Annotated in this window: 13 protein-coding genes; 3 read left to right on the forward strand and 10 right to left on the reverse strand. The window is 63.1% G+C overall.

Annotated elements, in window-relative coordinates:
- Positions 1-126 precede the first annotated feature (126 nt).
- The 6 genes from G7066_RS01020 to G7066_RS01035 form a co-directional block, all read right to left on the reverse strand.
- Positions 127-1,917, reverse strand: coding sequence for an ATP-binding protein (locus tag G7066_RS01020; RefSeq protein WP_166328376.1), 1,791 nt, complete (start codon positions 1,915-1,917; stop codon positions 127-129).
- A complete protein-coding gene (locus tag G7066_RS17670) occupies positions 1,914-2,147 on the reverse strand; it encodes a 5-oxoprolinase subunit C family protein (protein ID WP_425280745.1) in 234 nt (77 codons plus the stop codon). The genes G7066_RS01020 and G7066_RS17670 overlap by 4 nt, the downstream gene beginning before the upstream one ends.
- Entirely contained in the window at positions 2,060-2,590 is a 531-nt protein-coding gene (locus G7066_RS16745) for a 5-oxoprolinase subunit C family protein (protein ID WP_205881485.1), read from the reverse strand. Before G7066_RS16745 ends, G7066_RS17670 begins: the two co-directional genes overlap by 88 nt.
- Complete coding sequence (locus G7066_RS16750; protein WP_205881486.1) at positions 2,581-3,600, reverse strand: 5-oxoprolinase subunit B/C family protein; 1,020 nt, start codon at positions 3,598-3,600, stop codon at positions 2,581-2,583. The genes G7066_RS16745 and G7066_RS16750 overlap by 10 nt, the downstream gene beginning before the upstream one ends.
- Positions 3,597-4,361 carry a LamB/YcsF family protein gene (locus tag G7066_RS01030; RefSeq protein ID WP_166328378.1) on the reverse strand — a complete coding sequence of 255 codons (765 nt, stop codon included), beginning with the start codon at positions 4,359-4,361 and terminating at the stop codon, positions 3,597-3,599. The genes G7066_RS16750 and G7066_RS01030 overlap by 4 nt, the downstream gene beginning before the upstream one ends.
- A gap of 97 nt (positions 4,362-4,458) precedes the next feature.
- Entirely contained in the window at positions 4,459-5,688 is a 1,230-nt protein-coding gene (locus G7066_RS01035; protein WP_341873826.1) for an NRAMP family divalent metal transporter, read from the reverse strand.
- 115 nt (positions 5,689-5,803) lie between these two features.
- On the opposite strand from G7066_RS01035, the gene G7066_RS01040 reads away from it, so the two are divergent.
- Positions 5,804-6,493, forward strand: coding sequence for a GntR family transcriptional regulator (locus tag G7066_RS01040; protein ID WP_166328380.1), 690 nt, complete (start codon positions 5,804-5,806; stop codon positions 6,491-6,493).
- Here G7066_RS01040 and dcd read toward each other — a convergent pair.
- Both dcd and G7066_RS01050 read right to left on the reverse strand, forming a co-directional pair.
- A complete protein-coding gene (gene dcd, locus G7066_RS01045; protein ID WP_166328382.1) occupies positions 6,490-7,095 on the reverse strand; it encodes a dCTP deaminase in 606 nt (201 codons plus the stop codon). The two genes, G7066_RS01040 and dcd, sit on opposite strands and share 4 nt — an antisense overlap.
- Positions 7,096-7,359: 264 nt before the next feature.
- On the reverse strand, positions 7,360-7,782 hold the full coding sequence (locus G7066_RS01050) for a hypothetical protein (protein ID WP_244303123.1): 423 nt from the start codon (positions 7,780-7,782) through the stop codon (positions 7,360-7,362).
- Positions 7,783-8,257: 475 nt separating this feature from the next.
- Between G7066_RS01050 and G7066_RS01055 the strand changes: the two genes are divergently transcribed.
- Both G7066_RS01055 and G7066_RS01060 read left to right on the forward strand, forming a co-directional pair.
- Positions 8,258-11,215 carry an MMPL family transporter gene (locus G7066_RS01055; RefSeq protein ID WP_244303124.1) on the forward strand — a complete coding sequence of 986 codons (2,958 nt, stop codon included), beginning with the start codon at positions 8,258-8,260 and terminating at the stop codon, positions 11,213-11,215.
- The gene (locus G7066_RS01060; protein ID WP_244303426.1) at positions 11,133-13,100 is read left to right on the forward strand and encodes a YhgE/Pip domain-containing protein; all 1,968 of its coding nucleotides are present in this window, start codon (positions 11,133-11,135) and stop codon (positions 13,098-13,100) included. The genes G7066_RS01055 and G7066_RS01060 overlap by 83 nt, the downstream gene beginning before the upstream one ends.
- Before the next feature lie 89 nt (positions 13,101-13,189).
- Here the strand turns inward: G7066_RS01060 and G7066_RS01065 are convergent, their stop codons facing one another.
- Both G7066_RS01065 and G7066_RS01070 read right to left on the reverse strand, forming a co-directional pair.
- Entirely contained in the window at positions 13,190-13,543 is a 354-nt protein-coding gene (locus G7066_RS01065) for a hotdog fold thioesterase (protein WP_205881558.1), read from the reverse strand.
- Positions 13,544-13,748: 205 nt separating this feature from the next.
- Positions 13,749-14,543 carry an enoyl-CoA hydratase/isomerase family protein gene (locus tag G7066_RS01070; RefSeq protein WP_166328388.1) on the reverse strand — a complete coding sequence of 265 codons (795 nt, stop codon included), beginning with the start codon at positions 14,541-14,543 and terminating at the stop codon, positions 13,749-13,751.
- Between the last annotated feature and the right edge of the window lie 4 nt (positions 14,544-14,547).

Raw genomic sequence — 14,547 nt, forward strand, 5'->3', positions numbered from 1 at the left:
GGGCCTCTTCGCCGAGAGCTCACTTTTACATGATTTTTGACAGAAAACATGTAAAAGTGAGCTCTCGATGCGGATGCGCGGCACCGTGGGCGTATAGCCGGCGGGGTAAACCAGGTCTGGCCAGGGTTAGTCTTCGATCAGCCCGATCTCGGCACCTGCCGAGACGCTGTTGCCGGCTTCAACGCTGAGGCGCAGGGTTCCGGATCGCAGAGCCTTCACCGGAACCTCCATTTTCATGGCCTCGATCACCGCGACGGTGTCGCCCTCGGTGACGTGTGCTCCTGCAGAAATCTTCCACGCACTGAGGGTGCCCGCGAAGGGGGCGAGTAGTGCGTTGGGGTTGTGTTCAGGGGCGGTGTCGGCACCAGGTTCAGTGTCGGCACCGAAACCTGCGCCCTGGCCCTGCCCCCCACCACTTGCAAGCCGCGACAGCAGCGCCTCGGGCAGGCCGATCTCGACGAGCCGCCCATCAATCTCAAGGGGCATCCGGGTGAGCCGCGGCGCAGCGGGTGCAGCAACGGCAGCAGCTGGCTCGAAGGTGGCTGTGCACTCCTCCTCGATCCAGCGGGTGTGCACCTCAAACTTGCCGGAGGCAGCGGTAAACGCTGGGTCGGTCACCACGTAGCGATCAAAGGGCAACACTGTCGCGACACCCTCGATCTGAAACTCTTCGAGCGCGCGTCGGGCGCGGGCGAGAGCCTGCTCGCGATCCTTCCCCCAAATGATGAGCTTGGCGAGCATCGAGTCGAAGCTGCCTGGCACCGCGTACCCTGCGTACACGCCCGAGTCAACGCGCACCCCTTGCCCGCCGGGTACTTCGTAGCGGTCGATTGTGCCGGGGGTTGGTAGGTAGCCGAGACCGGGATCCTCAGCGTTAATGCGAAACTCGATCGAGTGACCGAAGCTCGGAATCTTGTTGGGCACACTCATCGGTTCGCCTGCCGCGATGCGGAACTGCTCCTGCACGAGGTCGATTCCCGTGACCTGCTCGGTGACGGGGTGCTCCACCTGCAGGCGCGTGTTCACCTCAAGAAATGACAGTGTGCCATCTTCGCCGAGCAGAAACTCGACCGTGCCCGCGCTGACGTAACCCGCGGCGGCGCACACATCGGCTGCAGCCTGGTGAATCCGTTCGCGAAGTGCGTCATCGAGAAACGGCGCGGGCGCCTCTTCGACCAGCTTCTGGTTGCGGCGCTGCAGTGAGCAATCCCTGGTGCCGAGCACGGCAACTCGGCCGTGACGATCGCCGAGCACCTGCGCTTCGATGTGGCGGGGACGAACGAGAAAGCGCTCAACTAGGCAATCGCCCTGACCAAATGCGAGCTCGGCCTCGCGCACCGCAGATTCGTAGGCCTCACGGATCTCATCGCGACGCCGAACCACGCGCATGCCGCGGCCGCCGCCGCCGTACACGGCCTTGATGACGAGGGGCAAGCCGAAGTTGTCGGCGAACGCGATCACCTCATCGGCGTTTACGACCGGACCCGGAGTGCCAGGAACGAGGGGAGCTCCGACCTGCTGCGCGAGTGCGCGGGCGCGGGCCTTGTCGCCGAGCGCCTCGATGGTTGCGGGATCCGGCCCGATCCAGGTGAGACCCCCGTCAAGCACGGCGGCCGCGAAGTCGGCGCGCTCAGAGAGGAAGCCGTAGCCGGGGTGAACGGCGTCGGCCCCGGACCGCTGCGCCACCTCAATCAGCTTCGTGATGTTGAGATAGGTCTCGCCTGTCGTCACGCCGCCCAGCGCATAGGCCTCGTCGGCGAGCCTCACGTGTAACGCGTCTGCGTCGGCGTCTGCATACACGGCAACGCTGCCGATCCCGGCCTCGCGCGCCGCTCGAATCACGCGCACTGCGATCTCGCCGCGGTTCGCGATCAGCACTTTCGTGAGGGGTTTTGTTTCAGTTGGTGTCGCGGTCATGAGGGATTCTCCTGATCAATCTTGGAAGCGTTGGGCGCTGCCGCTCTCGGAGCAGTGCCGTCTCGAAACGGTTCAAAATGAACTCGGCACCCCGGTGCGAGTTGTGCGGCGAGCTCAAGGTCGTCACTGTGAACGACCGCGATTACCGGGTACCCGCCGGTGAGGGGACGGTCGGCGAGGAAGAGTACGGGTTGTCCGTCAGGCGGGATCTGGATCGCGCCGAGCACCACACCCTCGCTCGGCAATTCCCTGCCGACAAACTCGGGGACCGAGTGAGTGCTTCGCCGCCAAAGCGCACGCCAACGCGGTCACTGGATGAGGCTACCTCCCAGCTCTGCTCGGCGAATTGAGCGAGGCTTGCCGCATCAAACCAGTTTTCGCGCGGGCCGAGGATCACCCGCAGCGTTGTCTCCTCACCCACGATGGGGAGTTTCGCGTCGGACGCCTCCGGCATCCCGACTGGCAGTACGGCAGTGCCCGCGGTGTCGACTGTGTCGCCCGCCGCGAGGGGTGCAGGACCGAGCCTGGCGAGGGTGTCATATGACCGGCTGCCGAGCACGGGGGCTGCGGCAACCCCGCCACGCAGCGCGAGAACCGAGCGCAGACCCGTTTTAGGTGCACCGAGGGTAAGTCGCTCGCCGATGCTCAGACGGAAGGCGTGGCCTATCGACACGGTGCGTGTGCCGAAGGGGCCGGTGATGTGTGCCTCGCGGGGGCTCCAGTGAGAGCCAGCACGACTGTGTCAATGGCATCGACCGCAAACCCGCCGTGGCTCAGTTCGAGTGTGGCGGCACCCGGTTGATTACCGACGAGGCGATTGGCCTGATGATATGCGTGGCGAACACTCGTGCCTGACTGGCCGACTCCCATTCCGGCTACGCCTTTGCGACCGGCATCTTCGATGAGGGTTTGCAAGCCTGCGTCAATAACCATGAGGGCAGGAGAAGGCGTCTGCGGGTTGGGTTTCAGGCCGGCTGGCTCGGAGACGAGGCCTTCAACAGGAGCATTATGAGACGTACCTGCACCTGAGGCAATAACTCGCTCCCGCTGCGATACAAACCGCACGCGTTCACCCGCGAGCAGGGCCGCGGGCTGCGCGCGGTCGAGATCCCACATCGGGTGATCTGTGTGTCCAATAATCTGCCAGCCGCCGGGACTCTCTCTGGGATACACACCCGAGAAGCGACCCGCGAGGCCGACCGAACCGGGCAATATACGCGGTCGCGGGGTCGCTCGGCGTGGCACCTCAAGCAGTGGATCACCGCCTGAGAGGTAGGCGAAGCCGGGCGCGAAGCCGGTGAACGCGACCGTGTAATTGGCAGCCGTGTGACGCTCTACCACCTGCTCGGGACTCATGCCGGTGAGGATAGCGACCTCGTTGAGATCTTCACCCCGGTAGAAAACCGGAATCACTGTTTCTGCGCCAGACGTTGTCCGCGCGCTCGCCGATCCTGAACTCGCTAGTAGGTCGCGCAATTTCGCATTAAGCGTGAGCGGATCCCTGGCCTCACCACCAATCACCAGCACGGTCTCCGCCGCTGGCACTAACTCGGCGACGTCAAGCTCACCGTGCTCTCGAGCCGCGATCAGCGAGGCGAACACCTGCAGCGCGCGGTCAAGGGTGCCGCACTCGATGAGCATTGCCGCCGACCCGGCGGGTAGGATTCGAAGCCCGTCGCTCATACGGGCTCCATAACACTCGACAGCTCTATGCCAGCCCCAAGCAGCGAAGCTCGCACTGCCCGCGCCAGATCGACGGCAGCAGGACTGTCTCCGTGAACGCAAATCGACTCGGCACGCACGGCGACCTCGCTGCCATCACGGGCCGTGATGGCGCCGGTTTGCACGAGGCGCAGCATGCGTTCGGCGACGGACACAGGATCGTGCAGCACCGCATCGGGCTCCCGCCGAGAGACGAGCGCCCCGTTGGGTTCGTAGGCGCGATCCGCGAAGGCCTCGGGGATCGTACGCGTGCCCGCTGCCTCCGACTGCTCCACGAGTGGCGAAGCGGCAAGGCACACGAGCGCCAGCTCGGGGTCAACAGATCGAATCGCGCGAATAACAGTGTCGGCTTCGGCCTCATTGAACGCGATGCTGTTGTAGAGCGCGCCGTGCGGTTTGACGTAGCGCACTTCGGTGCCAGCGACCCTAGCGAGGGCCTGCAGCGCGCCGATCTGATAAATGATGTCGGCTTCAAGCTCAGCGGGAGCAAGAGACATAGGGCGGCGTCCGAAGCCGACGAGGTCGGGGTAGGCGATGTGGGCACCCACGGCGACTCCACGCGCGGCTGCGGCACGAAGCGTGCTGAGGATCGAGCGCGGATCACCCGCGTGGAAGCCGCAGGCGACGTTTGCACTCGTAACGATCTCAAGCATGCTTTCGTCGTCACCCATGCTCCACGAGCCGAAGTGCTCGCCGAGGTCGCTGTTCAGGTCAATGCGCATTGTGTCCTCCTGGGTTCAAGTGTTGCGGTAACCACCGACAATCACGCGGCGAGAAACTCGAAGATCTTGCTGAAAGACACCACACCCATGTACCAGGTCAGTGCCGTCGCGAGGGTGCCCAGCCACAGCAGCCAAGACTTGATGCGACGGCCCCCAGCAGGTCCTTGCGGAACCAAGCAATATACATAAATACCGTGAAGCCAATGGGCAAAATGAGTCCGTTAAAGCCACCCGCGAACACCAGCAGTGCGACAGGGGTTGTTCCCATGATGAGGTAGGCGGTCACGCCGACCAGAATGAATGCGATCGTCGCCCAGCCTCGGCGGCGCTGATCGAGTTTGCTGCTGAACACCGTCATGAACGAGACGGAGGTGAAGGCAGCGCCGATCACGCTTGAAATAGCGGCGGCCCACAGGACCATGCCAAATGCCCGCATGCCCCACTCTCCTGCGGCAGACTCAAATGCTTGCGCGGCTGGATTCGCCGTGACATCGAGAATGACACCGCTCGCGGTGACGCCGAGAAACGCGAGGAAGAGCACGTAGCGCATGATCCCGGTCACCGCGATGCCCATGAACGCGGAGTTGGTGACCTGTTTAATGTGTTCGGGGCCTGCTGCCCCTGAATCGAGCAACTTGTGCGCGCCCGCATAGGTGATGTACCCGCCAACGGTGCCGCCAACGATGGTGGTGATCGCTGCGAAGTCGATGGTGTCGGGGAGAACCGTCTGGCGTAGTGCGTCGCCGACGGGTGGGTTTGCGATGATGGCGACAATGACGGTCAGCAGGATCATGAGTAGACCGAACACGATCAGTGCACGATCCATCAAGATACCCGCGCGACGCGACAGGAAGATGCCTACGGCAAGCAGGGCGCTGATTGCGCCGCCGATTTTGGCATCGATACCGAGCATTGCATTGAGTCCGAGGCCTGCCCCCGCAATGTTGCCGATGTTAAATACGAGGCCACCGGCAACAACCAGCACCGAGAGCACAAAACCGCTGAACGGGATCGCGGCGTTTGCAAGCTCGGCAGCACGCTTGCCCGAGAGAATAATGATCTGCCAGATGTTTGCCTGAACGATGAAGTCGATCACAATAGACACCAGGATGCCGAACGCAAATGCGGCACCCAACGAGGCGGTGAAAGTGGCTGTCTGCGTGATGAAGCCCGGGCCGATCGCCGAGGTCGCCATCATGAAGATTGCGCCGAGCAACGACGCTCGGCGCGATTTTACGAAACCCACTGTACCGCTGGCCACGGTCGCCGGTCCCGGAACGGTCACTTCTCTCTCGCGTTCCTTCTCGGATGAAATCTGTTCGCTCATTCGGGTTCCTCTCGCACCGTTGCGCCGGATATCTAGCGTCCGTTCAGCATACATGATTGTTGAACAATTAAAACTCTTTCTTTCAACAAATACAGGTGCTTGTTACACTGCACTCATGGTTGGTTCCACCGTGAAAGTCGAGGTTGGTAGCGAAGCCGGTACACGCTCGCGCGCGCTCGATGCGGCTTCCGAGATTCGTTCCCGCATCGCTCGTGGTGAGCTTGCTCCCGGTGAGCGAGTGCCCGAGGCTAAACTCGCTGAGTCCCTCGGCGTTTCGCGCAACACGCTGCGTGAGGCGTTCCGTGCGCTGAGCGAGGAGGGGCTGATCACACAGATCCCGAACCGCGGGGCGTGCGTGGCGATCCCGAACATAAACACCATCATCGATATCTACCGTGTGCGTCGCCTCGTTGAGTGTCAGGCCGTTACTGAGGCGATGCCGCGACACCCGGCGATTGCTCGCATGCGGCGCGCGGTTGAGGCTGCTCTCGAAGCTCAGGATCACGACGACTGGTCCCGCATTGCGACCGCGAACATCGAGTTTCACCGTGCCATCTTCGAACTCGCGGATAGCGCCAGACTCAACCGCATGTATGCCCAGCTGACCTCAGAATTGCGGCTCGCGTTCGGTCTGATCGACGATCCCGCCTACTTGCACGCGCCCTTCCTGGAACGTAATGAGGCGATCCTCGAGCTGCTTGAGGCAGGGTCAACCGAAAAGGCCTCTGCCGCACTGCGCGACTATCTGTTGCTCGCGGAGCGGATACTGCTCGCAGGGTATGAGCGGGCTACTACTGAGGGCTAGCCCCCGGTGTGGCCAGCGTCAGTGCCCGTCACGTCTGCGCGGTGAAAATTGAGGTGTGATCGTGAGGCCGTGGGGCCGCGCTGTCCCTTGTAGCGTGAGAAGGTGGCTCCCGATCCGTAGGGGCGCTCCGCCGGAGAGCTCAGCCGGAAGAAACACAGTTGGCCAATCTTCATGCCTGGCCACAAACGAATCGGCAGGGTCGCAACGTTCGAGAGTTCGAGCGTGACGTGGCCCTCAAAGCCGGGATCGATGAACCCAGCAGTTGAGTGCGTGAGCAGGCCGAGGCGACCGAGCGAGCTCTTGCCCTCGAGGCGCGCGGCGACGTCGTCGGGCAGGCTGACTTGTTCGTAGGTAGAGCCGAGTACAAACTCGCCGGGGTGCAAGATGAAGCCCTCGGCGGGGTCCACCTCGATGAGACGGGTCAGTTCGGGCTGATCCTCGGAGGGGTCAATGACCGCGTACTTGTGATTGTCGAAGAGCCGGAAGTAGCGGTCGAGGCGCACGTCGACGCTCGAGGGTTGCACCATCGAAGCCTCGCTGGGAGAGAGGCCGATGCGCCCGGAGTCGAGTTCAGCATTGATGTCGCGATCAGAAAGCAGCACGCTTCGATCTTAGCGGTCGAGATTTGGATGCTGTGCGTGGAGTGCGGTGCTGCGGTTGTGCGCTGGTCCACGAGTGCACGCCTCAGCGACGAGAGGCCCCCTTGCCAGCGTGTTGGAAACCTGGTCACTCGTCGGTGACCTGGGCGCTCGTGTGGTGCTTATCGCCGGGGGTGTTGCTGGGGCTGGAAGCTCGCGGGGCGCTTATTGCTCGCGGAGGAGCGTGGTTCTCGATGGGGAGCGCCACGATTGGCGGTTGGAAGTGCCCTACCCTTCGTCCTCCGTGATCGCGAACAGCAGTTCCGCGATCCGGCTTCCGAGCTCGTTTAGCCCCTCGGGGGCATCCGGGCCTGCGAGCGCAGTGATGCGGAAGGCGCGTTCGTACACGCCGCCAAGGATCGGCATCGCGCGATCAACCGGGATCGTAAAGCGGCGACCGGCGGCGTGCAAGATGCCCTCCACAAGCTCTTCGAGATCAAGGCGGGAGCGGACAATAAAGTCAGCGAGGCTGAGCGAGCTCGTTGGCTCGCGCATGGCAAGCAGCATGAACTCTGTCTCGAGCGCGAACCACGTCGATTCCAACCCGGTTGGGGCGAAGAATTCGGTGACATACTCCGCCGTGTCTTCGGGAGTGAGGAGACAATCGCGGCGCGAAAGGAGCGGGATCAGCTCGGCGGCGCGCTCCTGCAAGAACTGCGTGCGCTGCTCGTACTCGCGATCAAGCAGCGCAAGAAATAATTCCTCTTTGCTGGAAAAGTTTGAGTAAAACGCCCCGCGTGTGAACCCCGCGCGGCTGCAGACACTCTCTACCGAAGCCCCTGCAAGCCCGCCTCGGTGAACACCTCCGCTGCGGCATCAAGCAGACGGGCCCTGGTTTCTTGGCGTCGAGCGCTGGGTGCTGCCTCGGGGCGGCGCTCAGACCACCGGCGGGTGCCGCGCTCGCGGGTGCGCCTGGGGCCTCAGAATCAGCGATCATGTGCAACATCATCGCACACTCAGCTACTTCGAAGCTAAGAGTGGATACATTTATGTATCGAAAACGGATACACTCGTGTATCGAGATATTTAGAACCTTTTGATCGTCGAAAACAAGCAGTGCCTGCTCACCCACGCACCACCGAGCAGTCCCTCAAGACCCGAACATTTACGCCACTGGAAGGCCAGTATGTCCACGCTTCTTTACGCCCTGGGACGATGGGCGACGCGTGCAAGAACGCTCGTTCTGATTATCTGGATCGCGCTGCTTGCGCTACTTGGCACAGGGGCGGCGTTGTTTGGGCAGGGGGCGAACGCGCCTATCTCGATTCCTGGCACCGAGTCGCAGGACGCCATCACACAGCTCGGCCTCACCTTCCCTGAGGTGAGCGGCACGAGCGCCACGATCATTGTGGTCGCGCCCGAGGGTAAGCGTGTCGACGCCGAGCCCTACAAGGGCATCATCGATGCTGCTGCAAAAGACCTCGAAGACGTTACCGCGGTCACCGCCGTGCAGACCCCGTTTAGCGAGCAAGCAAGTGGTGGCCTGTCGCGGGACGGTCAGGCAGTGCTCGTCACGGTGCAGATCGAGGGTGAGGTCAGTACCGTCAAAGATTCGACCATCGACGGCCTCAAAAAAGTGACCGAAGAGATTCGGGAGCAGCTGCCCTCGGGCGCCCAGGTCTCCTATGGCGGCGAGGCGTTCTCCACATCGGTGCCGGGTATCAGCCCGACCGAAGGTGTCGGTGTGGTCATCGCTTTTGTGGTGCTGATCCTCACACTCGGCTCGCTCATCGCCGCTGGTATGCCGCTGATCATCGCCATGCTCGGCGTCGGGGTTTCGATCGCGGGGCTCTTCTTCGTGACCGCTTTTGTGGATCTCACCTCGACCACGCCCATGCTTGCCCTCATGCTGGGCCTCGCAGTTGGCATCGACTACACGCTCTTTATTGTCAGTCGCCACCAAGAGCAACTTCGTGCTGGTCTCAGCGTTGAAGACTCGATCGCCCGAGCGACTGCTACCTCGGGTTCCGCCGTGGTGTTTGCGGGCCTCACAGTGATTATCGCCCTTGTTGGCTTGTCGGTTGCCGGTATTCCGTTCCTCACCTCACTCGGGATTGCGGCCGCCGCCGCGGTTGCTATCGCCGTGCTGATTGCGGTGACGCTAACCCCCGCCATTATGGCGATGGTCGGCCTGCGGATTCTGCCGAAGAGACAGCGCCGTGCCTTGGTGGCAGGTGATCCCGAGCTACACGAAGCGGAGTCCCGCGAGGATGCTGTGTCTCGCAACCCTGAGTCCGCCGACGGTCTCGCTTCGCACACACCCTCCCGCGCCGATCGTTTCTTCGGGGGCTGGGTGCGCACCGTTACGAAGAAGCCGGTCGTCACCATTCTTACTGTGCTCGTGCTGCTCGGGATCGCTGCCGTTCCGGCAGCCCAGCTGCGTCTTGCTCTGCCGAACGCTACGTCGCTCAGCGCCGACGATCCTGCCCGCGTCACTTACGAACTCACGGGAGAGCACTTCGGTGAGGGTTACAACGGTCCGCTGCTGCTGACCGGTTCGATCATTAGGAGCACCGATCCGCTGGGCCTCATGGAGGATCTCGCCGATGAAGTGCGGAAGGTTCCCGGTGTTGCGGAGGTGCCACTCTCGACCCCGAACCGTGGTGCCGACACGGGCATTATTCAGGTGATCCCCGAGCACGGGCCGCACGCGGAGAGCACCACCGAGCTTGTGCACAAGCTGCGCGACATGCATGACACCTGGGAGAAGAAGTACGGTGTCAGCCTTGCCGTGACCGGCTTCACCGCGGTCGCGATTGATGTCTCCGCACTGCTCATGAACGCGCTGCTGCCGTTTGGCATTCTTGTTGTCGGTCTTTCGCTTGTGCTGCTCGCGATGGTGTTCCGCTCTGTGTGGGTGCCGATCAAGGCGACACTCGGTTTTCTGCTCTCGGTTGGAGTGGCGTTCGGTGCAGTCGTGGCTGTCTTCCAGTGGGGCTGGTTCTCGAACTTGCTCAATGTCAGTTCGACCGGGCCGGTCCTGAGCTTTATGCCGATCATTTTGATGGGTGTGCTGTTTGGCCTGGCGATGGACTACGAGGTGTTTCTTGTCTCGCGCATTCGCGAGGAGTACGTGCACGGCAAGAAAGATCACCACGCCGACGCGCAGAGTGCGATCCGCAACGGGTTTGTTGGCAGCGCGAAGGTGGTGACGGCTGCGGCACTGATCATGTTCGCCGTGTTCGCCGCGTTTGTGCCCGAGGGTGACCCGAGCATCAAGGTGATTGCGCTGGGGCTCGCGGTGGGTGTGTTCGTTGACGCCTTCATTGTGCGCATGACCCTCGTGCCAGCCGTGCTCGCGCTGCTCGGTGATCGCGCCTGGCAGATGCCGCGCTGGCTGTCGAAGATTCTCCCCTCGTTTGACGTAGAAGGCGAAGGCCTTGCGCGCGAGCTTGAACACGCCGGCTGGCCCGAGGACATGCCGGATGCCGCGATTGCGGCCGAACGGCTGCTGCTGCCTGGCCACATTCAGGTGGATCGTTTACGCGTCGCACACGGTGAGACACTGGTCCTTGATCCGCGTGATCCGGCGGCCCTGCCACTCGCTCGGTTGCTCACCGGGCGCGGCACCATTGTTGCGGGAACACTCAAGGTCAACGGGCTGCTCTTGCCGGAACGCGCTTCGTCGCTGCGCACTCGGTCGGCGTGGGCCAGCCTTGAGTCGCTGCGTGATGCCCTGCAGGATCGCGCCTCAGTTGTGCTGCTTGACCTGCGGGCAGCGGCAGAAGCGCCCATTCCGCTCGAGCGGATCGACGCCATGCACTCCGCGCTCGCCGCAAGGTTGGTCGAGGCGGATCGCGGAGCCGCACTACCACTCACACTCATCGTGCTCGGGAACGCAGTTTGGCCGAGCGGATCCTGCCCGCCGCTGTTGTACTGCGGGAGCGCAGCAGTTCGCAGCATCCCGCGCTTGCTTACACCGCATCAACCGCAGAAGGAGAGCTCGCATGACGCTCCCACTCACCAGGCTCAAGGGCACAAAACCCGTCAGCTGGACGACGATTCTTGGGATTGTGCTGGTGCCGCTGACCGTGGCCGGGATCCTGCTGTGGGGTCTCTGGAACCCCACCGAGCGCCTCGATAATGTGACCGCGGCCGTCGTGAACAACGACAAGCCGGTTGAGGTTAATGGACAGACTGTGCCGCTCGGGCGTGTGCTCGCGGGTGAGTTGATTGGTGGCGACACCGATACAAACTTCACGTGGCAGCTGACGGACGAAGATGACGCCAAAAAGGGTCTGAAAGACGGTCGCTACACGACGGTCATTACGATTCCCAAGAACTTCTCGGCTGCGGCTACCTCACTTTCTGAGGGTCCTGAAAAGGCGAAGACGGCCTACATTGATATTGCGGAGAGCGACCAGGGCAGGCTGATCGACACGGCACTCTCAGGCATCGTGACCCAGACGGCAACCTCGGTGCTGAATCAGCAGCTGGGTGCGCAGTTCGTCGGCAACGTATTTGTTGGCATGAACGAGCTGCACAGCGGGATCGGTAAGGCCGCTGACGGTGCGACGAAGCTTGCCGACGGTGGTACTCAGCTCTCGGAGGGCGCTGACCAGTTGGCGGACGGGACTACGCAACTTTCTGATGGGGCGCAGCAGCTGTCGAGTGGGGCTTCGGAGCTTTCGACCGGAGCCGGGCAGCTGGCTACTGGGGTGAGTCAATACACGGCCGGGGCGTCTGAGCTTTCTGCGAATTATCAGCCGCTCGCTCAGGGGGCGAGCGCCGCTGTAACCCAGTTGAAAACGATGATTGGGGCGCTTGGAACACTCAGTGCGGAGTCGGCGGAGCCGCAGGGCCAGGTCACCTCGGGTCTTACGGCCGCCGGTGCTGGTGCGTTGGGGCTCGGTGAGGATCTGAAAACGCTGTATCCAAATTGCCTGGCCTCGGGGGCCTCCAAGGCATTCTGTGACGGCATGCTTGCGACCGTCAGTGGGCGTGGCACTGAAATTGGAGGTGGCCTGGCGACAACGCAGACCGGATTACAGAGCCTCGCCACAGCACAGGAAACCTTCCAAAACACCATCGCTGGCTCAAGCGCCGACCCCAGTGTCGATCCAAATGCGCAGCTCGACCAACTGAATGCCGGGCTCACCGCGTTCGGCTCCGGTCTCAGTGAGTTTGCTGCAAAAGGCACTGAAGTATCAGCGGGAGCTACAAACCTCGCAACCGGTACATCCCAACTCTCGACCGGTGCGAGTGCTCTCGCCGAGAACGCTCCCGACCTCGCCGACGGCGCCACGAAACTCGCCGACGGCGTGACGAAGTCCGCTGACGGCGCGAAGGACCTCTCGAAGGGGCTCGACGAGGCAGTGACGGGGATCCCGAACTACACAAAGTCAGAGCGCGAGACGCTCTCGGAGAAGGCAGTGACCCCGGTTGAAACCCGCGGTGGCAGCGACGAGATCTTCGCATCCTCTGGTGCGCCGCTCTTTGCGGGCATTGCGCTCTGGGCGGGTGCACTCGCGAGCTTCCTTGTGCTCGCACCGCTGTGGCGGCGCACACGAGATGCGGCGCGTGGCATCGGTTACATCACCATGCGCAGCGCGCTTCCGGCGCTCGTTATCGGGGCAGTGCAGGGGGCGATCGCTGGCGTGATTTTGCCGGCGGCGCTTGGTTACGACGTCAGTCAGGCCACCGAGTTCTTCGGCTTTGCTGTGCTGGCGGGTGTCGCTTTTGCGCTGGTCATCCAGGGAGCCTCAGCCCTGCTCGGCGGTTTCGGGCGGTTTATTGCCTTCGCGCTGCTCGTGGTGGCGTTTGCGGTTGGTGTCGTGTCAACGGTACCGGGCCCGCTCGAAACGATCGGAGACGTGAGCCCGGTCGGGTCCGCGTTGACTGGCTTCCAGGCGATCGCGAGCGGCTCGGCCGGTGCCGGCGGTGCGGCCCTGCTGCTGTTCGTGTGGTCAGGCCTCGGCCTGATCCTGACCGCACTGGCCGTGGGCCGGGTGCGCCGCCGCGCTGCCTAACATCGAGTGGTGTCGATTTGCCGCTTCGCCGCGGGCCAAGCGGCACCAGCCGATTGAGGTTTGTGGTGCCAAATTGAGCCGCTTTGGAGTCACCGCGAGGGCATGTCCTTGATCAGGTTTGAGATGCGAACTGTGCAGCAGCGGCGGCCCTGGTCGTCGGTGATGACGATCTCGTGCACCGCTAAGCTGCGGCCGAGGTGGATCGGTGTGCACACACCCGTCACGTAGCCCTCGGTGGCGGAGCGCGTGTGGGTCGCGTTCACGTCGACACCGACTGCTAGGCGGCCGGGGCCCGCGTGCAGGTTCGCCGCCATCGACCCGAGGGACTCCCCGAGCACCACGTAGGCACCGCCGTGCAAGAACCCGACGGTCTGCCGATTGCCCTTCACCGGCATGCGGCCCACGGTGCGCTCGACGGTGTACTCGAGAAACTCGATCCCCATCGCGTCTGCGAGTTCACCCGAACCGTTTTCTGCAACCCAATTCTTGTCGTTCACGGGATCATTCTTCCTTAGTCGGGGTTTGGAACTCCACCGTGGCTATTCCTCGGTGGTGACGGTGGCAAGAGGCAAGGATCCTAACCGGCGGCAAGGAAACCAACGCGCGAGGGTTCTTGCCTCCAGTAACCAACCTTGCCGCTAGTGGGCGTCAGTCGCCAGCGACGAGGTCAGGCAGCGCCCCGCCAAACACTGGTCTCCGCTTCTCCTGGAACGCCGCAAAGCCCTCTCGGTAGTCATCGGTATCGCAGAGGGCGGCCTGGGCGCGATTCTCCTCGGACATCGACGACCACAGTCCGACGCGGCGATCCCGCAGCTCGGCGACCAGTGCCTTCGACGCAAGGAATGCCTGAGTCGCCCCGGCAGCCGCCTGGGCAGCAGCAGCGCGGGCCGCTGCGAGCACCTCGTCGTCGGCAAACGCGCGCGAGAAGAGCCCGGCGGCAACGGCCTCGGAGCCCGACATCAAGCGACCCGTGTAGATGAGATCGAGCGTGCGGTGTGCGCCGAGCCGCTCGACGAACAGCGCGTGCCCGCCCGAGTCAAGTGTCGCGCCGAGGTTTGCAAACGGACTGCCGATCTTCGCCGAGTCGGCGACGTACACAACGTCGGTCGCGATGAGCAAGCCAAGTCCGACGCCGAGGCAAGCCCCGTGCGCCACGGCAAACGTGGGTGCCGGGAAGGAACTCATCTGCTTCATGAGCGGTTCGACGAGACCCTCGAGGTACCCGAGCACGTCGTCTTCGCGCGGGTTCACGCCCGAGATATCCCGCCCTGCGCAGAACGCACGACCCTCACCTCGCAGCACCAGCGCGCGCACCCCGGCCTGCTCGGCCTCGGTGTAGGCGGCGGCCAGCTCGGCCAGGTCAGAAGGCCCGAGCGAGTTCAGTCGGTCAGGTGCGTCAAGAACCACCTCGGCAACGCCGTCGGCGATGGAAAGCTTGATCATGATT

The sequence above is a fragment of the Leucobacter coleopterorum genome (genome assembly GCF_011382985.1).
Lineage (GTDB): Bacteria > Actinomycetota > Actinomycetes > Actinomycetales > Microbacteriaceae > Leucobacter > Leucobacter coleopterorum.